Annotated in this window: 18 protein-coding genes; all 18 read left to right on the plus strand. The window is 42.5% G+C overall.

Features of this window, described 5'->3' with window-relative positions:
- Window positions 1-1,275: an imidazolonepropionase gene (gene hutI, locus ACFO6W_RS06790; protein WP_379994645.1), complete on the plus strand. Its 1,275-nt coding sequence runs from the start codon at window positions 1-3 to the stop codon at window positions 1,273-1,275.
- A gap of 10 nt (window positions 1,276-1,285) precedes the next feature.
- A complete protein-coding gene (locus tag ACFO6W_RS06795; protein ID WP_379994646.1) occupies window positions 1,286-1,681 on the plus strand; it encodes a four helix bundle protein in 396 nt (131 codons plus the stop codon).
- A 76-nt stretch (window positions 1,682-1,757) separates the two neighbouring features.
- Window positions 1,758-2,381 carry a cyclodeaminase/cyclohydrolase family protein gene (locus tag ACFO6W_RS06800; protein WP_379994647.1) on the plus strand — a complete coding sequence of 208 codons (624 nt, stop codon included), beginning with the start codon at window positions 1,758-1,760 and terminating at the stop codon, window positions 2,379-2,381.
- Between the two features lie 3 nt (window positions 2,382-2,384).
- On the plus strand, window positions 2,385-3,893 hold the full coding sequence (hutH, locus tag ACFO6W_RS06805) for a histidine ammonia-lyase (protein ID WP_379994648.1): 1,509 nt from the start codon (window positions 2,385-2,387) through the stop codon (window positions 3,891-3,893).
- Window positions 3,894-4,464: 571 nt separating this feature from the next.
- Complete coding sequence (locus ACFO6W_RS06810) at window positions 4,465-4,926, plus strand: division/cell wall cluster transcriptional repressor MraZ (protein WP_379994649.1); 462 nt, start codon at window positions 4,465-4,467, stop codon at window positions 4,924-4,926.
- Window positions 4,927-4,928: 2 nt separating this feature from the next.
- A complete protein-coding gene (rsmH, locus tag ACFO6W_RS06815; RefSeq protein ID WP_379994650.1) occupies window positions 4,929-5,840 on the plus strand; it encodes a 16S rRNA (cytosine(1402)-N(4))-methyltransferase RsmH in 912 nt (303 codons plus the stop codon).
- Between the two features lie 34 nt (window positions 5,841-5,874).
- Window positions 5,875-6,201: an FtsL-like putative cell division protein gene (locus ACFO6W_RS06820; protein WP_006799050.1), complete on the plus strand. Its 327-nt coding sequence runs from the start codon at window positions 5,875-5,877 to the stop codon at window positions 6,199-6,201.
- A 24-nt stretch (window positions 6,202-6,225) separates the two neighbouring features.
- The gene (locus ACFO6W_RS06825; RefSeq protein WP_379994652.1) at window positions 6,226-8,433 is read left to right on the plus strand and encodes a penicillin-binding protein; all 2,208 of its coding nucleotides are present in this window, start codon (window positions 6,226-6,228) and stop codon (window positions 8,431-8,433) included.
- Between the two features lie 15 nt (window positions 8,434-8,448).
- Window positions 8,449-9,900, plus strand: coding sequence for a UDP-N-acetylmuramoyl-L-alanyl-D-glutamate--2,6-diaminopimelate ligase (locus ACFO6W_RS06830; protein WP_379994653.1), 1,452 nt, complete (start codon window positions 8,449-8,451; stop codon window positions 9,898-9,900).
- Between the two features lie 18 nt (window positions 9,901-9,918).
- Window positions 9,919-11,181 (plus strand): phospho-N-acetylmuramoyl-pentapeptide-transferase, encoded by a 1,263-nt coding sequence (gene mraY, locus ACFO6W_RS06835; protein WP_006799047.1) that lies wholly within the window; start codon window positions 9,919-9,921, stop codon window positions 11,179-11,181.
- A 98-nt stretch (window positions 11,182-11,279) separates the two neighbouring features.
- The gene (gene murD / locus ACFO6W_RS06840) at window positions 11,280-12,614 is read left to right on the plus strand and encodes a UDP-N-acetylmuramoyl-L-alanine--D-glutamate ligase (RefSeq protein ID WP_379994654.1); all 1,335 of its coding nucleotides are present in this window, start codon (window positions 11,280-11,282) and stop codon (window positions 12,612-12,614) included.
- Between the two features lie 49 nt (window positions 12,615-12,663).
- Window positions 12,664-13,914, plus strand: coding sequence for an FtsW/RodA/SpoVE family cell cycle protein (locus ACFO6W_RS06845; protein WP_379994655.1), 1,251 nt, complete (start codon window positions 12,664-12,666; stop codon window positions 13,912-13,914).
- Window positions 13,911-15,023, plus strand: a complete 1,113-nt coding sequence (gene murG, locus ACFO6W_RS06850; RefSeq protein ID WP_379994656.1) for an undecaprenyldiphospho-muramoylpentapeptide beta-N-acetylglucosaminyltransferase — start codon at window positions 13,911-13,913, stop codon at window positions 15,021-15,023. The genes ACFO6W_RS06845 and murG overlap by 4 nt, the downstream gene beginning before the upstream one ends.
- On the plus strand, window positions 15,016-16,386 hold the full coding sequence (gene murC / locus ACFO6W_RS06855) for a UDP-N-acetylmuramate--L-alanine ligase (RefSeq protein ID WP_379994657.1): 1,371 nt from the start codon (window positions 15,016-15,018) through the stop codon (window positions 16,384-16,386). The genes murG and murC overlap by 8 nt, the downstream gene beginning before the upstream one ends.
- A complete protein-coding gene (locus ACFO6W_RS06860) occupies window positions 16,383-17,117 on the plus strand; it encodes a cell division protein FtsQ/DivIB (RefSeq protein ID WP_379994658.1) in 735 nt (244 codons plus the stop codon). Before murC ends, ACFO6W_RS06860 begins: the two co-directional genes overlap by 4 nt.
- A 59-nt stretch (window positions 17,118-17,176) precedes the next feature.
- Window positions 17,177-18,502: a cell division protein FtsA gene (gene ftsA, locus ACFO6W_RS06865; protein ID WP_379994659.1), complete on the plus strand. Its 1,326-nt coding sequence runs from the start codon at window positions 17,177-17,179 to the stop codon at window positions 18,500-18,502.
- A 69-nt stretch (window positions 18,503-18,571) separates the two neighbouring features.
- Window positions 18,572-19,864 carry a cell division protein FtsZ gene (gene ftsZ / locus ACFO6W_RS06870; RefSeq protein WP_379994660.1) on the plus strand — a complete coding sequence of 431 codons (1,293 nt, stop codon included), beginning with the start codon at window positions 18,572-18,574 and terminating at the stop codon, window positions 19,862-19,864.
- Between the two features lie 118 nt (window positions 19,865-19,982).
- On the plus strand, window positions 19,983-20,435 hold the full coding sequence (locus ACFO6W_RS06875; protein WP_379994661.1) for a GatB/YqeY domain-containing protein: 453 nt from the start codon (window positions 19,983-19,985) through the stop codon (window positions 20,433-20,435).
- Window positions 20,436-20,576: the final 141 nt, after the last annotated feature.

Consider the following 20,576-nt stretch of genomic DNA (forward strand, 5'->3'; position numbering starts at 1 on the left):
ATGAAACACGGGAATATCATCATAAAGAACGCAGCGCAACTGGTTACTTGTAGCGGGTTCTCAGCAAAGAAAGGAAGGGAGATGTCCAACCTTTCAGTAATAGAGAACGGAACGGTTATCGTTTCCGGTGGCATCATCACCTATGTGGGAAAGGATGCTAATTGCCCGCCGCTATCAGATTTTCCTAACCATGAAATTATCGATGCTACGGGTAAGGCTGTACTTCCTGGCTTTGTGGATTCCCATACCCATTTCATATTCGGAGGATACCGCGAAGAAGAATTCTCGTGGCGTATGCGTGGCGATAGTTATATGTCTATCATGGAGCGTGGAGGTGGTATTCACAACACGATGACCGCGACACGCAATGCTTCGTTCGACGAATTGAAAAATTCGGGCCGGAAACGTCTCAACAGCATGCTGGCAATGGGTGTTACTACCGTTGAAGGAAAGAGCGGATATGGCATGGATAAGGCAACCGAGTTGAAGCAACTCGAGGTTATGAAATCGTTGAATGAAGAACACGCCGTAGATATTGTCAGTACGTTTATGGGTGCGCACGCTACCCCTACGGAATATAAAGGGCGGGAGAACGACTTCCTTGACTATATGATTGAAAAAGTAATGCCCGAAGTAAAGGAAAAAAAACTTGCCGAATGCTGTGATATCTTTTGTGAGAAGAATGTATTCGATATCGAACAGTCGCGCAGGTATCTCACCGCTGCCCGTGATCTGGGTTTCAAATTGAAAATACATGCCGATGAGATTGTCACTCTGGGCGGTGCGGAACTCGGCGCCGAGTTGAAAGCCCTTTCTGCCGACCATCTGCTACAAGCCTCGGATAAGGGAATCGGGGATTTGGCAGAGAGCGGAGTAGTGGCAACATTGCTTCCATGTACCGCATTTTCTCTAAAAGAACATTATGCGCGGGGACGCTATATGATAGACTCCGGTTGTGCAGTGGCTTTGGCTACTGACCTGAATCCGGGGAGCAGCTTTACGAACTCTATTCCATTGCTGTTTGCCCTGGCCTGTATCTATATGCAGCTATCTCCCGAAGAAGCTTTGACAGCTTTAACCATAAACGGAGCGGCAGCAGTGGGAAAAGCAGATAAAATCGGTAGTATAGATATTGGAAAACAGGGCGATCTGGTTATTCTGGAATATCCGTCATATAAATTTCTGCCATATCATATAGGTATGAATATTGTGGAAAAGGTGATAAAAAAGGGACAGCTTATTTCAAGATTTCAAGTTTCAAGATTTCAAAATTAAAAGCATTAAAATGGCAAGGATAGAACGATTTGAAGACTTAGATGTTTGGAAACTGACTCGGGAATTTGCAAAAGATATTTATCAATTGACAAATGAAGGAGAGTTTGCTAAAGATTTTCGATTGAGAGACCAAATAAGAGGTTCTACCGGTTCAATCATGGATAATATAGCTGAAGGATTTGAACGTGATGGACGTAAAGAGTTTATTCAGTTCTTATATGTTGCCAAAGGTTCGTGCGGAGAAACTAGAAGCCAACTATATAGAGCGTTAGATGTAAATTATATAACTAAGGAATTTTTTGAGATTCATTACCAGAAAGCGATGATAATTTCCCAATCTCTATCCAACTTCATAAAATACTTGAAACAATCAGAAATTAACGGATTAAAAAACAAACAATTATAATAACCATAAGATTTCAGACTCAAAAATCCCAATCTTGAAATTTTGAAACCTGAAATCTTGAAATACCAAATATACCATGCTTGTAAATCTATCAGTTAAAGAATTCCTATCCCAAACAGCCGGCAATGATCCTGTTCCCGGGGGAGGTAGTATTGCCGCATTGAATGCCGCAATTTCGGCAGCCCTTGCCGAAATGGTTGCTAACCTTACCATTGGCAAGAAGAAATATGAAGATAAAGAAGAAATGATGAAGAAGATAGCAGCATCGGCAAACAACTATCGCGCACTCTTTATCCATGATATAGATGCCGATTCGGATGCATATGACAAAGTCTTTGCAGCATTCAAACTCCCGAAAGAAACAGACGAAGAAAAGACCGAGCGCAGCAAACAGATACAGGCTACTACTAAAATCGCTGCCGAAGTACCTATGGATGTCGCGCGTAAAGCTTTTGCCATAATGGAGGTCATAGAAGAAGTCGCCGAACATGGTAACCAGAATGCCATAACAGATGCTTGCGTAAGTATGATGGCTGCACGTACAGCTGTATTAGGCGCGATACTGAACGTGAAGATAAATCTCTCCGCATTAAAAGATGAAGAGTATGTCGCACGTATGAAAGAAGAATGCGGCCAGTTGGAAAAGGCAGCCGTGGCTAAAGAACAAGCTTTGCTGGAAAAGGTAAATAAAACACTATAACCTATGAAGAACGTCTATTATGTCGGTTCAGGTGAACTAACCTTCGGAATACTGGAGCAAATCATAAACAAGAATCTGAAACTGGAACTAGCTCCCGAAGCTAAAGATCGTATCCAGAAATGCCGCGATTACCTCGATGAAAAAATCAAGTCGCAGAAAACGCCTATGTACGGTATTACCACAGGGTTCGGTTCGCTCTGCAACAAGAACATATCTCCCGACGAACTTACCCGCTTGCAGGAGAATCTTGTGAAATCGCATGCCTGCAGTGTAGGCGAAGAGATATCTCCGGTCATTGTTAAGCTCATGATGTTGCTCAAAGCTCATGCCCTGTCTCTTGGATATAGCGGTGTACAGGTAATAACGGTTCAGCGTATCATCGACTTTTTCAACAATGATATTATTCCTATCGTTTGCGACCGTGGCTCACTTGGTGCATCGGGAGACCTGGCTCCACTCGCTAATCTATTCCTCCCTCTGATTGGGGCGGGAGATGTCTATTACCAGGGTAAAAAGCGTGAAGCAATGAGCGTACTGGATGAATTCGGCTGGAAACCTATCCGCCTGATGAGTAAGGAAGGGCTGGCATTGCTCAACGGTACACAGTTTATGAGTGCTAACGGTGTATTCGCCATGCTCCGCGCATTTGCCATATCAAAAAAAGCGGATTTGATAGCAGCCTTATCACTGGAAGCCTTCGATGGTTGCCTCGATCCGTTCTATGAAGGAATACAAAAGATGCGTCCGCATCAGGGGCAGATCGACACAGCAGCCAACTTCTGCAAACTACTTGAAGGCAGTGAACTTATTTCACGGGAAAAGGCACACGTACAAGACCCTTACTCTTTCCGCTGTATTCCGCAGGTCCACGGAGCCACAAAGGATGCGATGAACTATGTGGCATCAGTCCTGTTGACGGAGATAAACTCGGTGACCGACAACCCCACTATCTTCCCTGATGAGGACAAGATCGTATCGGGTGGAAACTTCCACGGGCAGCCATTGGCTCTCTCTTACGACTTTCTTGCTATTGCATTAGCAGAGCTGGGAAATATTTCCGAGCGGCGTGTGGCTCAATTGATTATGGGCCTTCGCGGATTGCCTGAATTTCTTGTCGCTAACCCCGGTGTCAACTCCGGCTTTATGATTCCGCAATATACATCCGCTTCGATGGTTAGCCAGAATAAGATGTACTGCTATGCGGCATCGAGCGATTCCATCGTATCGTCCAACGGACAGGAGGACCACGTGAGTATGGGAGCAAATGCAGCTGTCAAATTATTCAAGATAATGGATAACCTGAACCATATTCTTGCAATAGAGTTGATGAATGCAGCGCAGGGAATAGATTTCCGCCGTCCTGCAAAAACGTCGCCGATACTCGAGAATTTTCTTAAAGAATACAGGAAAGAAGTAGCTTTTATCAATGACGACATTGTGATGTACAAAGAGATACATAAAACAGTGGCGTTCCTCAACAGAGTTTCACTCGACTTCATCGATTGGCAATAATCTTTTCTATATATGAATATCTGGGCAGCTATAAGTTCTGCTCTATTATAAAAAAGAACTTGATATAAAAAGTAATAGAAGTAACACCTTTCCGGTTTTTCTTTTATTACTTTTTGTGCTGTTGATCTATATGGATTACCTCCACAAGAATCTCAAAAAGTTAATAATCAGCACTTAGCACAGATGTAACTTATTACTTATGTGAATTAGTAGTTATATTTTAAGGCTGGATTCTTATCAACTTCACTTCATTTCAATAGAATATCTCTTCTATGGAGGAATACAAGCAATCTTTGATTGCACCTAACAAAAAACAATCCAATATTTATGCTCAACAACAAATTAATATTATGTTCAAACAGCTCTGATAAACAACTGTTTACAAACTGTTGATAACCTGTTGATAAAATATTGTAAGTTGAACATACTCAATTCAATATACATGTTAATAACTTACAAACAGGGCTGTTGAAAACTTTTAGTCAATTTTAAGTGGGGAAAAGTGGGGAAAAGTGTATTATTTTCATACCTTTACGTCACATATTGTATATTGTTAAAATTCAAAGTGTTAATGATTCAGTTTTTGGGTAATATAGAGGCTAAAATCGATACAAAGGGGAGGGTCTTTGTTCCGGCAGCTTTTAGGAAGATACTTCAATCTTCTGCCCAGAACACATTGATACTCAGAAAAGATCTGTTTCAGGATTGTCTCGTACTCTATCCCGTGGAAGTATGGGAAGCAGAAGTGGCGAAATTACGTTCGCGCTTAAACAGGTGGGACGGAGAGCAGCAGGCTCTTTTCAGACAGTTTGTTGTCGATGCCGAACGTCTCGATATAGATGCAAACGGGCGCATCCTGATATCGAAGCGATATTGCCAGATGGTAAGTATCGTATCCGATGTAAGATTCCTGGGAGTGGATAATACAATTGAGATATGGGCAAAAGAAGGACTGGAGAAGACGCTTATTCCGGCAGACGATTTCAGTTCCCGCATTCAGGCATTAATGAACAACGACTCTCAAAACGGCTAATCATGACTGAAATATACCATACACCTGCACTACTCCACGAAAGTGTGGACGGTATGAATATACGTACCGACAGTATTTGTGTAGATGTAACATTCGGCGGTGGCGGACATTCAAAGGAAATTCTTTCCCGCCTTAATAAAAATGGGCATCTGTATGCTTTCGACCAGGATGAAGACGCTATCAATAATATACAGGAAGATAGTAAATTCACATTTATCCGAAGTAATTTCCGTTTTCTGAAAAACTTTATTAAATATCACGGCGTAGAAGAAGTGGATGCGATACTCGCCGATTTGGGTGTGTCATCACATCATTTCGATGCCGAAGGCCGTGGGTTTTCTTTCCGTTTCGAAGATAGTGATCTGGATATGCGCATGAATCAAAAAGCAGGGAAAACGGCAGCGCAGATCCTGAATACATATCCGGAAGAGCAGCTGGCTGACATTTTTTACTTGTATGGTGAGCTTAAGCAGTCGCGGCGCATTGCGTCTGCGATTGTAAAGACCCGGAAAGAAAAACCTTACAGAAAAGTAAGTGATTTGCTGGATACGCTGAATTCCTTTGTGGGAAGAGGCGAAAAAGAAAAGAAAGTATTGGCTCAGGCCTTTCAGGCACTCCGGATAGAGGTGAATGAGGAAATGGAAACCCTGAAAGAAATGCTTGAACAGGCTTTCGATATATTGAAGCCGGGTGGCCGTCTGGTTGTTATCACTTATCATTCTCTGGAAGACAGGCTTGTGAAGAATTTCTTTAAGACGGGTAACTTTGAAGGGAAGGTGGAAAAAGATTTCTTCGGCAACTTCGAAACACCATTCAGGCTGATAAACAATAAAGTAATTGTGCCTTCACGGGAAGAAGAGGAAAGGAACCCGCGTTCGAGAAGCGCTAAACTAAGGATAGCAGAGAAAATTTAAGTTGTAAATAAATTACATAGGACTTGTAATAGGAATGAAAGCGAAAGATATAAAAAAGAAAGTGATGTATATTCTGGGAGGGACAGTTCTCACAGAGGACTTCTTCTGGAAGAATGCACGTTTCATTATCACTGTTTTTGTTATTCTGGTCTTATACATAAGTAACAGATACAGTTGTATAGAGAAAAGGTCACAAATAGAGTCGTTGCAGCATGAACTGAAAGATGCGAAATTCGAATCATTGACTATTGCGGCGCAGTTGATGGGGGTGAGCCGGGAGTCGAAAGTCGAATCTTTGATTCAGCAGAACGGAGTAGACTTGCAGCAAACCAAGGAGCCGATTTATAAAATTAAGAAATAGAAGAGACTTTCTCGGAAAAAGGATATGGCAAAGAAATCAGAAGGAACAATGAAAAATGTAGCAGTCAGCCGTTACGGTTGGATTGTCTTTTTCATGTCTTTCGTGTTTATAGCAATCATTGTCTGCATTTTCAAAATCAAATATGCGGAAGGGCCCGAATGGCGCGAACTAGGCAAGCAGGAAACTGTGAAGAAAGACAGGGAGATACGTCCCAACCGCGGAAATATATATGCTGACGACGGCCGCCTGCTTGCAACCAGCGAACCTTTATATGGCGTATATGTCGATTTCATGTCGGAGGGTATAAAGAAAGATACGCTGATGAAGTACGTAACCCCTCTTTCTCAGGAGTTAGCTAAAAAATTTCCGGACAGAAATGCCGCCCAATATAAAAAGATAATATTAGATGGCTGGGCTCTTAGCCGCAAAGAACTGGACGAACTGGAGCGCAACCGGAAAAGTGGTTCCAACAAGAAGGTAAAAGTAAGAAGCCGTTATGTAAGAATTATTCGTCCCGATATAAACTATGTCGACCTGAAAGAATTGAAAACGTTTCCGTTCTTCAATCAGCGTAGTAACAGGAGCGGCCTTTTCACTGAAGAAAAAACCATGCGCCTGAAACCTTTCGGCCGATTGGCCGGACGAACCGTAGGCTCCATCTTTAAAGATTTTGAAGACGGGGGCGCCAGTGGCTTGGAGTTGAAATATGATTCGATACTCAAAGGTGTGCCCGGGTTGAAAACACGTGAGCGTGTACAGGGCCGATGGATAGATGTAGTGTTGGAAGAACCTACTGATGGTTGGGATATAAAGACCACTCTGAATGTGGATATCCAGGATATGGCCGAAAAAGCCCTTTACGGCAAATTGGCTGAAACAAAGGCTGAATCAGGTGTAGCTATTGTAATGGAAGTAGCTACCGGCGAAATAAAAGCGATAACCAATCTCGACAGGGTATCGGAAGGAGTGTACGCCGAAGGAAACCCGAACGCATTTTCCTGGATGTCCGAACCGGGTTCCACATTCAAGACCGTATCGGTGATGGTAGCCCTCGAAGACGGGGTCGTTACGCCGAATGACTCCGTGCGTGTCGGCAACGGGCTTTTCGAATATAAAGGACGGGTTGTCCGCGATCATTACTGGCGTACAGGCGGACGCAAAGAGTTTATGACTATTACCGAAGGTATGTATATCTCTTCGAATGTTGTTATGACTAAAATGATTCTGAAGGGTTATGAAAATAATCCTCAGAAATATGCGCAACATATCCGTGACTTAGGTATTACAAAGAAAATAGAATGGGACGTACCTCTGAAGGGTATAGAAGGAACATCCATAGTCCGTATGCCTGATGATAAGGCAAATCCGTGGTCAAAAACGACTCTGGCATGGATGTCGTTCGGTTATGAGACACAGATCCCGCCAATTTACATGCTGATGTTTTACAATGGCATCGCCAATAATGGGAAGATGATAAAGCCTTTCCTTACCAGGGCCTTCATGAAAGACGGGAAAGTGAAAGAAGAGTTCGAAACCGAAGTCATCAATCCGGCATTATGTTCCGAGAAAACATTAGGCCAGATAAAGGAAATGCTTCGGGGAGTAGTTTCCGATGGTCTGGGAAAAGCAGCCGGTTCTCCTCTTTTCCAGTCGGCAGGCAAGACGGGTACAGCTATGATTGCATCCAGGGGAGGATATGAAGGTTACTATGTTTCGTTCTGCGGATATTTCCCCGCAGAAGATCCTAAATACACATGTTTTGTAGGTATACGCAGGCCGCAGGGGTCTCCATCGGGAGGGCTTATGGCAGGAGCGGTATTCAAGTCTATAGCTGAAGGTATCTACACTAAGCATTTGGTTTCTACACCTCTGCCCGCACCAAAAGACACAGTAAACTCATTGATTCCCGTAGTTAAGGGAGGATTACTGAAGAATACTGAATTTGTATTGAAAAAACTGGACCAGAATTATACATTCTCAGGCGGTAATATCGATTGGATAAAAACGAAGAACGATTCTGTGTCAGGAGGTATCATATTGGAAGATAATGTTTCCGTAAAACAAGGCCTTGTTCCTAACGTTATAGGTATGGGGGCGCGTGATGCCGTATATTTATTGGAGAATGCCGGACTTAGAGTCAATCTGACAGGAGAGGGAAAAGTGAAGAGACAATCTGTCCCTGCCGGAAGCCGGATAGTAAAAGGCGGTGGCATTACAATAGAATTGAATTAATATAAAGATACAGATATGAAATTAAAGGATTTATTAAAAGGCATAGATGTAGTTGAAATAAAAGGAAATGAAAACCTTGAAATAACAGGTATTCAGACCGACTCACGTAAAGTAATCGCCGGTTCGGCCTTTATTGCCCTAAAAGGGGTACAGGTAGACGGACATCAATATATTAACAATGCTCTTGATTTAGGGGCTAAAGTTGTTATTCATCAGGAGAAGGTGGATACGTCAAAAGAGGAAATAACTTATGTAAAAGTAAAAGACAGCGCGGATGCGGCTGGTAAAATAGCCACCCTCTGGTATGGAGACCCTTCGGCCAAGTTAAAACTGGTGGGAGTTACGGGAACGAATGGTAAAACCACCACAGCCACATTGTTATATGAGATGTTCCGTAAGCTGGGGCATAAAGCCGGATTACTGTCCACAGTAGCTAATTATGTCGATGGCACGGTATATCATGCCACACATACTACGCCTGATCCGCTGTCGCTGAATGAGATGCTGGCAAAGATGGTAAATGCTGGCTGCGAATATGCTTTCATGGAAGTAAGCTCACATGCTATACATCAGAAGCGCATCAGCGGGTTGAAATTTGACGGAGGCATTTTTACCAATATCACACAGGATCATCTCGATTACCACAAAACGATGGCCGAGTACCTGAAAGCCAAAAAGATGTTTTTCGACAATCTACCCGAAACAGCTTTTGCCCTTACCAACGTCGACGATAAGAACGGATCGGTAATGCTCCAGAATACAAAAGCGAAGAAATATACTTATTCGGTAAAAACGCTGGCAGACTTCAAAGCCAAGATCATTGAGAAACATTTCGATGGTACAGCAGTCGAATTCAATAATAAGGAATTGCAGGTGCAGTTTGTTGGCGTGTTCAATGTGTACAATTTATTAGCAGTGTACGGGGCAACCGTATTATTGGGGCAGGACCCGGATGAAGCCTTACTCGTACTGAGTACATTAAAACCTGTATCGGGACGTTTTGAAACATTACGCTCTCCTGAGGGCTATACAGCGATTGTTGATTATGCTCATACACCGGATGCTTTAACGAATGTGTTGGAAGCCATCCATGAAGTACTGGAAGGCAACGGGCGTGTAATTACTGTAGTAGGCTGCGGAGGTAACAGGGATAAGACCAAACGGCCGATTATGGCGCGTGAAGCTGTACGCCTGAGCGACCAGGTGATACTTACATCTGACAATCCGCGGTTCGAAGAACCACAGGCCATTATCAACGATATGGCTGACGGGCTGAACAACCAGCAGCTGAAGAAAACGCTATTGATCGTCGAGCGTGAACAAGCGATTAAAACAGCTTGTACACTGGCCAAAGAGGGCGATGTAATCCTCATTGCCGGAAAAGGCCATGAAGATTATCAGGATGTGAAAGGAGTGAAACATCACTTCGATGACAGAGAAGTAGTAAGAAATATTTTTGGAGAATAATAAAATCAGAAGGAGCAAATGTTATATTATCTATTCGACTATTTAGACCAGCTAGATTTCCCGGGTGCGGGTATGTTCAGGTATGTCTCATTCCGTGCAGCTATGGCACTGGTATTATCACTGCTGATATCTACTATCATAGGGCGCCGTATCATCGACAAGCTGCAAAAACTGCAAATCGGGGAGATAGTCCGCAATCTCGGACTGGAAGGGCAATTGAGTAAAAAAGGAACGCCAACAATGGGTGGCATTATTATCATTATCTCCATACTTGTTCCTGTTTTGCTTTTGGCCCGTTTAGATAATATATATATTATCCTGATGCTTATTACAACCGTCTGGTTGGGAGTGCTCGGCTTTCTGGACGACTATATCAAAGTGTTCAAAAAGGATAAAGAAGGACTGCATGGTAAGTTTAAGATAATAGCCCAAATAGGTTTGGGACTGATTGTCGGCATGACACTCTATCTGAGCCCTGACGTTATTATCCGTGAAAATATAGAATTCCGTAACCAGGATAATGTCATAGAACGGGTGAGCTATACAGCCGAAGGAGCGAAGTCGACACAGACTACTATCCCTTTCATGAAGAATAATAACCTCGACTATGAAGATCTTGTCTCTTTCATGGGAGATTATGCGGAACCGGCAGCCTGGATACTGTTTGTTACAATTGTTATATTCATTGTAACGGCTGTATCGAACGGGGCTAACCTGACCGACGGGCTGGACGGGCTTGCGGCCGGCAGTTCGGCTATTATAGGAGTTACATTGGGGATACTTGCATATGTATCCGGGCACATTGAGTTTGCCTCCTATCTGAATATCATGTTTATTCCCGGCAGTCAGGAGCTCGTAATATTTGCTTCGGCATTTATCGGTGCAACAGTTGGTTTCTTATGGTACAATGCATTTCCCGCACAAGTATTTATGGGAGATACGGGCAGCTTAACGCTGGGGGGCATAATCGGGGTTTTCGCTGTGGTTATCCATAAAGAATTATTGCTGCCTATATTATGCGGTATCTTTATGGTGGAGAGCCTTTCGGTAATGATACAGGTGTTTTATTTTAAACTGACCAAGAAGAAATACGGTGAAGGACGCCGCGTATTTAAAATGACACCCCTGCATCATCACTTCCAGAAGGCCGGAAATTCAGGCATACAGGCTTTATTCCAAAAACCGATAGGAGCTGTGCCGGAATCAAAAATTGTGGTACGTTTCTGGATTATAGGAATTATTCTTGCAGTACTTACATTAGCAACATTGAAAATGCGATAATATGCAATTTCAAAATTTCAGGTTTCAAAATTTCAAGATTAAGTCTTGAATAAAAATCTTGAAACTTGAAATCTTGAAATCCTGAAATTAAAAAACATATGAATAAAATTATCATATTGGGAGGGGGCGAAAGCGGAGTTGGTTCGGCCATACTTGCGCAAGCGAAAGGATTCGATGTTTTTTTGTCGGATAACGGCCCTTTGCAGGACAAGTATAAAGCAGAACTGGAGCAATACGGTATTCCTTACGAAGAAAAAGGTCACACCGAAGAGCTGGTACTCGCCGCAACCGAAATCATAAAAAGTCCGGGTATTCCTAATTATGCTCCTCTTGTTCACAAAGCCATAGAAAAAGGTATTCCCGTTCTTTCCGAAATGGAATTCGCCAAACGTTATACGACTGCTAAAATGATTTGTATTACAGGCAGTAATGGTAAAACGACCACGACCAGCCTGATATATCATATACTGAAATCGGCGGGGCTGAATGTAGGATTGGGAGGAAATATCGGAAGAAGTTTCGCCCGTCAGGTCGCGGAAGAAAACTACGATTATTATGTATTGGAACTGAGTAGCTTCCAACTCGAAAATATGTATTCTTTCAAAGCTGATATTGCCATCCTGCTGAATATCACGCCGGACCATCTGGACAGGTATGACCACGATATACAGAAATACATAGACGCTAAGATGCGTATCGTACAGAACCAGACTGAAGCCGATGCATTCATATTCTGGGAGGAAGATCCTATTGTCAGTAAAGAAATTAAGAAACTGGTATCTAAAGGTAAACAATATACATTCGCCGAACATAAGGTCGGCAATGCAATCGCTTACCTTAATAACCATGAAATAGATATTAACACTCCTAATTCCGCATTTGTTATGGAACAGGATTTATTAGCTCTGGAAGGTACGCACAACCTGTATAACTCATTAGCATCGGGTATTGCGGCTAAATTACTGGATATAACCGATGAGAACCTTCGTCATTCGCTCAGCGACTTTCAGGGGGTAGAGCATCGTCTCGAAAAGGTAGCTAAGGTGAAGGGTGTCCAGTTTATAAATGATTCCAAGGCTACCAATGTGAATTCATGCTGGTATGCTTTGCAAAGCATGAAGACAAAAGTAATCCTGATACTTGGGGGTACAGACAAAGGAAATGATTATACCGAGATAGAACAGCTGGTAAAGGACAAAGTCCGCGCTCTTGTATTTCTTGGTGTGGATAATAGCAAACTCCATAAGTTCTTCGACGATAAAATAGAAAAGATAGAAGATACATCATCGATGAAAGATGCTGTAGAAAAGGCTTACGCATTGGCAGAGGAGGGAGATACGGTATTGTTATCGCCATGCTGTGCCAGTTTCGACCTCTTTAAAAATTATGAAGACAGGGGTGATCAATTTAAAGAATATGTAAGAAGATTATAATTTCAAAATTTGGCTTACGCCGATTTTTGAAATCTGAAATAATGATGTTATGGAATTCAATTTTTTAGGAAGGGCGTTTAAAGGAGATAAAGTTATATGGTGCATATTCATTGCATTGTGTATTATCTCTTTGCTTGAAGTATTTAGTGCTACAAGTACAATTGCCTACCGTCAGCAGAGTCACTGGGCGCCTATACTCCGTCATGCAGCATTCTTGCTGATCGGGTTTGCTGTGGTTATGTTCCTGCAAAGGGTACCTACCCGCTTCTTCTCCATCTTATTACTGGGACTGCCCATTTCGGCCATACTACTCATTTTCACTATGTTTATGGGGCAGGATGTAAATGGTGCGCAACGCTGGCTGGGAGTAGGAGCATTTACAATACAACCTTCTGAATTTGCAAAGATATCGGCTATTGGTTTTATCGCCTTTTTTCTGAGTAAGATGAAGCCTGAAAACGAAAGTTGGGTATTCAAGACACTAATAATCGCTATAATTATTATTTGCGCCCTCATTGCGCCTGAAAATCTTTCTACAGCATGCCTCCTCTTCGCTGTTTGTATGCTCATGTTATGGATCGGCCAGGTCAGTTTTGGGCGGCTATTCAAAGTAGCCCTGGGTGGAATTGTTATAGGTGGTGTATTATTCCTTAGTCTCACACTCTTGCCGGATAAGGTAGTCAAAGATTACCTGCCGGAACGTTTTACGACCTGGAAAAACCGTTTGGAAAGGCATTCGGGCGAACAGGAAGGGGGCTCCATCCATGATAGAAAAGAAGATGGAACAATTGCCTATAAGATCACAGACGACAACTATCAGGTATCACATGCTAAAATAGCAATTGCAAACGGTGGAGTTATCGGACTTCCGGGCAGCGGTGTAGAACGCGATTTTTTGCCGCAGGCGTATTCCGATTTTATTTTTGCAATCGTTCTCGAAGAAATGGGCTTGCTTGGCGGGTTGTTTGTGCTGCTTTTATATGTCGCATTAATGATCCGGTGCGGAGTATTGGCATCGAAATGCGAAAAGAAATTCCCCCGCTATCTCATCCTGGGGGCAGGACTTATACTTACAATACAGGCTTTGGCTAATATGGCCGTTGCAGTCAATCTCATACCCGTAACAGGGCAGCCATTACCATTGGTCAGCCGGGGAGGGACTTCTACAATCATTACTTGCGCCTATTTCGGGATCATTCTGGCATGTTCTTCAAAACTGAACGATTCGGACCATGAAGATGTAGACGAAAGTATTGCAAATGTGGATTTTGAAACTTTTGATGAAGCAAATAGAATATGAAACAGCTAAGAGTAATAATAAGCGGCGGAGGCACAGGAGGGCATATATTTCCTGCAATAGCTATTGCCAATACGATAAAAGAGCATTACCCCGATGCTGACATCCTCTTTGTAGGAGCTACCGGGCGTATGGAAATGGAGAAAGTTCCCGCGGCCGGATATGAAATCATCGGTCTGGAAATATCCGGGCTTAACAGGAAAAACATCTTTAAGAATATATCTACCCTATTGAAATTCCAAAAGAGTTTGATAAAAGCGAAACGGATACTCAGGGATTTCCGGCCCGATGTGGTAATAGGTGTAGGAGGCTATGCCAGTGGCCCGATGCTTTACAAAGCGAATGCGTTGAAAATCCCGACACTTATCCAGGAGCAGAATTCCTATGCCGGGGTTACAAATAAATTCTTGTCAAAGAAGGCTTCGGTAGTGTGTGTCGCATATGAAGGCATGGAACGTTTCTTTCCTAAAAGCAAAATAGTAATGACCGGCAATCCGTGCCGTCAGGAGTTACTATCCGCAACTATTACCAAACAAGAAGCATATGAGGAATTTAATCTCGATCCGGATAAAAAAACAATTCTTCTCATAGGTGGTAGCCTAGGCTCGAGAATGATGAATAAAAGTATTCTGGCGGGAATCGATGAACTGGCAAATTCCAATATTCAATTGCTTTGGCAATGTGGAAAGCTCTATTCGTTCGAAATGAATATGGATTTATCCGGTAAAGGCAGTCCTGAAAATATACATATCCATGAGTTTATATCACGTATGGATTTGGCTTATAAAGCGGCTGATCTGGTTATTTCCCGTGCGGGGGCAAGCTCTATTTCCGAACTTAGCCTGCTCGGCAAGCCTGTGATATTAATTCCGTCTCCAAATGTGTCGGAAGACCATCAAACAAAGAATGCGATGGCACTGGCAGATAAAAATGCAGCTATTCTGATCAGGGATGACGAAGCAATCGAAAAACTTGTACCTGAGGCATTAAACATAATACAGGATAAAGAGAAACTTGAGGTATTGTCAGCGAATATTCGGAAAATGGCACAACCCGACTCTGCCAATCGTATTGTGGATGAGGTTATTAAATTAGTAAAGAAAAATGGATAATATACAATCTATATATTTCATAGGGATTGGTGGTATAGGCATGAGCAATCTGGCCCGCTACTTTATATCGAAAGGCAAGAAGGTTGCCGGATACGACCGCACCGAAACGCCTCTTACAAAAGATCTGGTAACCGAAGGTGCCGAAATCCATTATACTGATGATATAAAACTTATACCGGGCTATTGTAAAGATAAAGAAAGTACACTTGTTGTATATACGCCTGCTGTTCCGGCTGAAAATGAAGAAGTCGCATATTTTCAGGGGAACGGATTTACTATACAGAAAAGGGCGCAGGTATTAGGCATAATTACAAAATCGGGTAAAGCTCTCTGTTGTGCAGGTACACATGGAAAGACTACGACATCCAGTATGCTGGCGCATATTCTTAAACAGTCGCATCTCGATTGCAATGCTTTTCTGGGCGGTATATTGAAAAATTACGGCAGCAATCTGATACTTTCCGATAAAAGCGAATTTACGGTAGTGGAAGCAGACGAGTACGACCGTTCTTTCCATTGGCTCCATCCTTATATGGCGCTGATAACTTCTGTTGACCCCGACCATCTGGATATTTATGGTACGGAGGAGGAATATCTGAAAAGCTTTGAGAAGTTTACAAGCCTTATTCAGCCTGGAGGGGCATTGGTGATAAAGCACAATATAAAGCTTTCGCCAAAGACAGGAAAAGATGTGCGGATATATATTTATTCGATGGATAAAGGAGATTTCCATGCACAGAATATAAAAATAGGAAATGGTGAGATTCGTTTCGATTTTGTCACACCGAAGGGAACGATTGATAACATACAGCTCGGTGTCCCGGTAAAAATAAATATAGAAAACGGCATTGGTTCTATGGCTATGGCCTGGCTTAACGGAGCTACTGCGGACGAATTACGACATGGCATGGCTACCTTCATGGGAGCAAAGCGCCGTTTCGATTTCTTGCTGAAAACAGATAAGATAGTGATGATAGATGATTATGCGCACCATCCTGAAGAACTGGCCGCAAGTATAGCATCTGTCAAGGAACTATATCCTGACCGCAAGCTGACCGGCATTTTTCAGCCGCATCTATATACACGGACACGGGATTTTGCATCTGAATTTGCGAAAAGCCTGTCTCTATTGGATGAATTGATACTGCTGGATATTTATCCGGCAAGGGAAAAACCGATAGAAGGTGTGACCTCGAAGATTATTTTCGATAAAGTCACCTGTCCTAAAACATTGTGTAACAAAGAGGAATTATTACCTTTATTGGAAAATAAGAATGATTTGGAGGTTCTTCTTACTGTAGGGGCAGGAGATATAGACCGGTTATTAAATCCGATAAAGGATATATTGGAACAAAAAATATGAAAAAAGCATTAGTCATCATCGGAATATGTTTGCTTGCAGGCTATCTCGTTTTCTCGGTTTTCTACTTTCAGGGAAAACCAAAGGATGGCATATGCTCCAAATTTGAGGTCGAGGTAAAGAATGCTTCAGATGATGAGCAGTTTGTAGATACGGAAGATATAACCCGGTATGTGAAAGAAAAGGGACTCGATCCTACGGGTAAGCAAATAAAGGATATAAATACAAATACTATAGAGGAGGCTATATTGACTAATCAATTGATAAAAAAGGCTGATGTATTTGTTACTAATAACGGGGCCATCAAAGCGTCTATAGAAGAGCGTAAACCGGTACTGAGAGTTATGTCCGGCGCAGGGGAAAATTACTATATCGACAACGAAGGACGCAAGATGCCCCTGTCAAGACGTTTCACCGCATATCTTCCTATTGCCACCGGAGCAATAAAAGAAGACTTCGCGAAGACCGACTTATACAAATTTGCACTATTTTTGCATAATGATAAGTTTTGGAACGCACAAATCGAACAAATTGTAGTCCTGCCTAATCAGGATATAAAATTAATACCCCGTGTGGGCGACCACCAGATTATTCTGGGAAACCTCTACGGGTATAAGGAAAGGCTGGATAAACTGCTGGCTTTTTATGAAAACGGGCTTAACGAAACGGGATGGAATAAGTATTCCGTTATTAATTTGAAATTTGACAAACAAGTTGTCTGTACAAAGCGTTAAAAGAGGAATAGATATACTGGCGGGTTTTATCCGGGCCGGTTTATAAAGATAGGAGTTATATGGAGCAATCAGGATTTATAGTAGGTATCGACTTAGGCACATCCAAGATAATCGGAGTACTGGGCCGCAAGAATGAGCAAGGGGTGATTTCCATCCTCGCATCGGAAAGTATTCCTTCCGATTCATGCGTAAAATACGGCGTAATATACAATATAGACGAAGCGGCGGGTAAGATCAAGAAACTTATCAACTTGCTCGAAAATAAAACAGGTAAGAAAATAGGAAAGGCGTATGTATCGGTTGCAGGAAAATCCCTTCGGGCAATAGAGCATAAGGAAACCAAATTATTGGATGGAACTACGCCTATCACCTTTGCCCTGTTGGACAATCTGGAGCAACAGGCAAAACTGAATAAGCCTGAGTTTTTCACCAATTACAGTGTCCTTGCCCCTGAATATTATCTGGACGGGAAATATGAAGAAGATCCTATAGATAAAATAGGTTCTACTCTAGAGGGACATTACCGGCTGGTTATAGGCCGTCCGAATATAAAGACTAACCTGACAAAAAGTATAACCGACAAAGCTCAGATAGAAATTGCAGGTTATATTGTGGGTCCTGTTGCTGCAGGGGCTTTAGTTCTCGACGAACATGACAGGCAGGCAGGATGCGCTCTTGTCGATTTTGGGGCGGGTACTACGACTTTGTCCATATATAAAGGGGGACTGTTGCGCTTCATGTCTGTCATACCTTTCGGCGGGCGCACCATAACCAAGGATGTACAGGAACTTGGTTTTGTTTTCGAATCGGCCGAAACGTATAAAATCCGTTACGGAAAATTAGGAAAAGATAAGAATAAGGCTGCGGCAGATGTTTCTCCCGATGTGGATTTGAGAGAATTAAACAAAGTCATACAACTCCGTCAGGATGAAATTATACTGAATGTCATCAATCAGATAAAATTATCGGGATATGCCGATGAACTGGATGCCGGCATTATCATGATAGGCGGAGCCTCTCAAATGAATGGCCTGGTCGATCACCTTGCTGAAAAATCACAGCTTCCGGTAAAACGTGCAGTAGCAAAGCGCGTATATATAAACAATGCTGCCGAGTTGCTTCAGAACCCGTTGTATACACAGGCTTTGAGCCTATTGCTTTTTGCAAATGAAAATTGTGAGAAGAAAGAAGTTGTGGCACCTAAGGTAGAAACAGTGGTTACCCCTACTCCACCGCCTCCTGCGGAAGAGGACGACGAGCCTGAGGAAGACACAAAGAAGAATAAAAAACAAAAGAAGCAAAAAGACGGTAAGCAAACAACCCTGTTTGGCTTTTTTGAAAAAATACAGAACTTCGGAGGAACAATGTTCAACGACGAAGAATAAAATAGTTGCAAGTAAAAAAATATAAGCTAACAGCTATACGCTAATAGCTAACAGCTAAATATTAAAAATATGGATGAGAAAATACTTGATTTCCAGTTTCCGAAGAAAACCCAGACCATAATAAAAGTAATTGGTGTAGGAGGTGGTGGTGGCAATGCCGTGAATCATATGTATAACGAAGGGATACACGATGTATCGTTCGCATTGTGCAATACCGATAACCAGGCCCTTTGTGAATCTCCTGTAGAGACCCGCGTCCAACTGGGACGGAAAACAACGGAAGGACTTGGGGCAGGTAACCGTCCGGAAGTGGCGAAAGCTGCTGCCGAAGAGAGCCGGGACGATCTGGAAAGACTGCTTAACGACGGAACCAGAATGGCCTTTATCACTGCAGGTATGGGAGGTGGTACAGGTACGGGCGCGGCACCTGTGGTAGCACGTATTGCCAAGGATATGGGTATCCTTACAGTTGGTATTGTAACTATTCCGTTTGTATTCGAAGGCCGTAAAAAAATAATACAGGCTCTGCGTGGTGTCGAAGATATAGCCAAGAATGTGGATGCATTGCTCGTTATCAACAATGAGCGGCTGATAGATATATATGCTGACCTTACTATCCCGAATGCCTTTGCAAAAGCTGATGATACATTGACTATCGCAGCAAAAGGTATTGCGGAAATAATCACGGTACATGGTCATATCAATCTTGACTTTGCCGATGTGAAGACAATTCTCAAAGACGGTGGGGTGGCCATTATGAGTAGCGGATACGGTGAAGGAGAAAGCCGTGTGGAAGATGCGATTGTAAACGCTCTGCACTCTCCGTTGTTGAATAACAATGATGTGTTCGATGCCAAGAAAATATTATTCAATATATATTCAAGCGACGAAACCCCGCTTATTGTTGAAGAAATGGAAGCTGTAGCTAACTTTATGAAGCGCTTCGGTCCCGAAATTGAAGTTATCTGGGGTACGGCTACCGATAAAAAACTGGGAGAGAAGGTGAAGATAACACTTCTTGCCACAGGATTCGGCATGTCCAGCATTCCGGGTATAGATGAGCATTACCGAGAAATGACCGAAGAAGAGGAAATGCTCGAAGAAGAACGTATCAGGACAGAGGAAGAGGAAAAACGCCGCATCAACGAAATGATAGAAAAGCATTACGGTAAAGACGGAGTGCAGACGATGGCCGTAAGAACTTCTTTTTTCAGCCCCAAACCAGTTATCTTATCGACAGAGGAACTGGATAACGACCGTATTGTAGATGCACTGGAAAATACACCTGTATTTAAGCGTGACGATAAATTCAATCCGAGTGAATATAAACCGGAAACAAAGAAACCGGGAGAACTTTTTTAAGGTCACAAACCTTTTATTATTTTTATATGTATGACAACAGCAGTTGGTTATAATTCAATATCGTCATATTAAACCATTTCTGTTACTTAATGAAACAATATAATAAAAACATATAACCATGAACTTATTCGACCAAGTCAGTGAAGGTATAAAAGATGCAATGCGTGCAAAAGATAAGATAAGGCTGGAAGCACTGCGTGGAATTAAAAAGGAATTTATAGAGGCGAAAACTGCAAAAGGGGCTAATGATGAGCTGACTGATGAGACAGCTATTCAGATACTTCAGAAGATGGCGAAGCAACGTCGCGACAGTGCAGCCATCTACACCACACAAAACCGTGCCGATCTTGCCGAAAATGAACTGGCAGAACTGGCTGTTATCGAAACATTCCTGCCGAAACAATTATCGCAAGATGAGCTGGACACTAAAATCAGCGAAATCATCGCTCAGGTTGGTGCAACTTCACCTGCCGATATGGGCAAGGTAATGGGTGTGGCTACAAAGGCATTGGCCGGAGTTGCAGCCGGTAAGGCTATTTCGGAGACAGTAAAGAAGTTATTAAGCAAATAAGCGTACAATCTATAACTTAAGAGCAGGGTATAATAAATATCCTGCTCTTTCTGTGTTTTACAGCTGTGTCACGTGAATCTTTCAGATGGTTTATCTCAAATAATAAAACAAATTACCAATTAAAAGATTATAGTACCGATA

This window comes from Dysgonomonas termitidis (genome assembly GCF_042654545.1).
In the GTDB taxonomy this organism is placed as follows: Bacteria; Bacteroidota; Bacteroidia; order Bacteroidales; family Dysgonomonadaceae; genus Dysgonomonas; species Dysgonomonas termitidis.

Coding starts and splice junctions, on each gene's coding strand:
- hutI (WP_379994645.1), top strand. CDS start 1: ATGAAACACGGGAATATCATCATAAAGAACGCAGCGCAACTGGTTACT.
- ACFO6W_RS06795 (WP_379994646.1), top strand. CDS start 1,286: ATGGCAAGGATAGAACGATTTGAAGACTTAGATGTTTGGAAACTGACT.
- ACFO6W_RS06800 (WP_379994647.1), top strand. CDS start 1,758: ATGCTTGTAAATCTATCAGTTAAAGAATTCCTATCCCAAACAGCCGGC.
- hutH (WP_379994648.1), top strand. CDS start 2,385: ATGAAGAACGTCTATTATGTCGGTTCAGGTGAACTAACCTTCGGAATA.
- ACFO6W_RS06810 (WP_379994649.1), top strand. CDS start 4,465: ATGATTCAGTTTTTGGGTAATATAGAGGCTAAAATCGATACAAAGGGG.
- rsmH (WP_379994650.1), top strand. CDS start 4,929: ATGACTGAAATATACCATACACCTGCACTACTCCACGAAAGTGTGGAC.
- ACFO6W_RS06820 (WP_006799050.1), top strand. CDS start 5,875: ATGAAAGCGAAAGATATAAAAAAGAAAGTGATGTATATTCTGGGAGGG.
- ACFO6W_RS06825 (WP_379994652.1), top strand. CDS start 6,226: ATGGCAAAGAAATCAGAAGGAACAATGAAAAATGTAGCAGTCAGCCGT.
- ACFO6W_RS06830 (WP_379994653.1), top strand. CDS start 8,449: ATGAAATTAAAGGATTTATTAAAAGGCATAGATGTAGTTGAAATAAAA.
- mraY (WP_006799047.1), top strand. CDS start 9,919: ATGTTATATTATCTATTCGACTATTTAGACCAGCTAGATTTCCCGGGT.
- murD (WP_379994654.1), top strand. CDS start 11,280: ATGAATAAAATTATCATATTGGGAGGGGGCGAAAGCGGAGTTGGTTCG.
- ACFO6W_RS06845 (WP_379994655.1), top strand. CDS start 12,664: ATGGAATTCAATTTTTTAGGAAGGGCGTTTAAAGGAGATAAAGTTATA.
- murG (WP_379994656.1), top strand. CDS start 13,911: ATGAAACAGCTAAGAGTAATAATAAGCGGCGGAGGCACAGGAGGGCAT.
- murC (WP_379994657.1), top strand. CDS start 15,016: ATGGATAATATACAATCTATATATTTCATAGGGATTGGTGGTATAGGC.
- ACFO6W_RS06860 (WP_379994658.1), top strand. CDS start 16,383: ATGAAAAAAGCATTAGTCATCATCGGAATATGTTTGCTTGCAGGCTAT.
- ftsA (WP_379994659.1), top strand. CDS start 17,177: ATGGAGCAATCAGGATTTATAGTAGGTATCGACTTAGGCACATCCAAG.
- ftsZ (WP_379994660.1), top strand. CDS start 18,572: ATGGATGAGAAAATACTTGATTTCCAGTTTCCGAAGAAAACCCAGACC.
- ACFO6W_RS06875 (WP_379994661.1), top strand. CDS start 19,983: ATGAACTTATTCGACCAAGTCAGTGAAGGTATAAAAGATGCAATGCGT.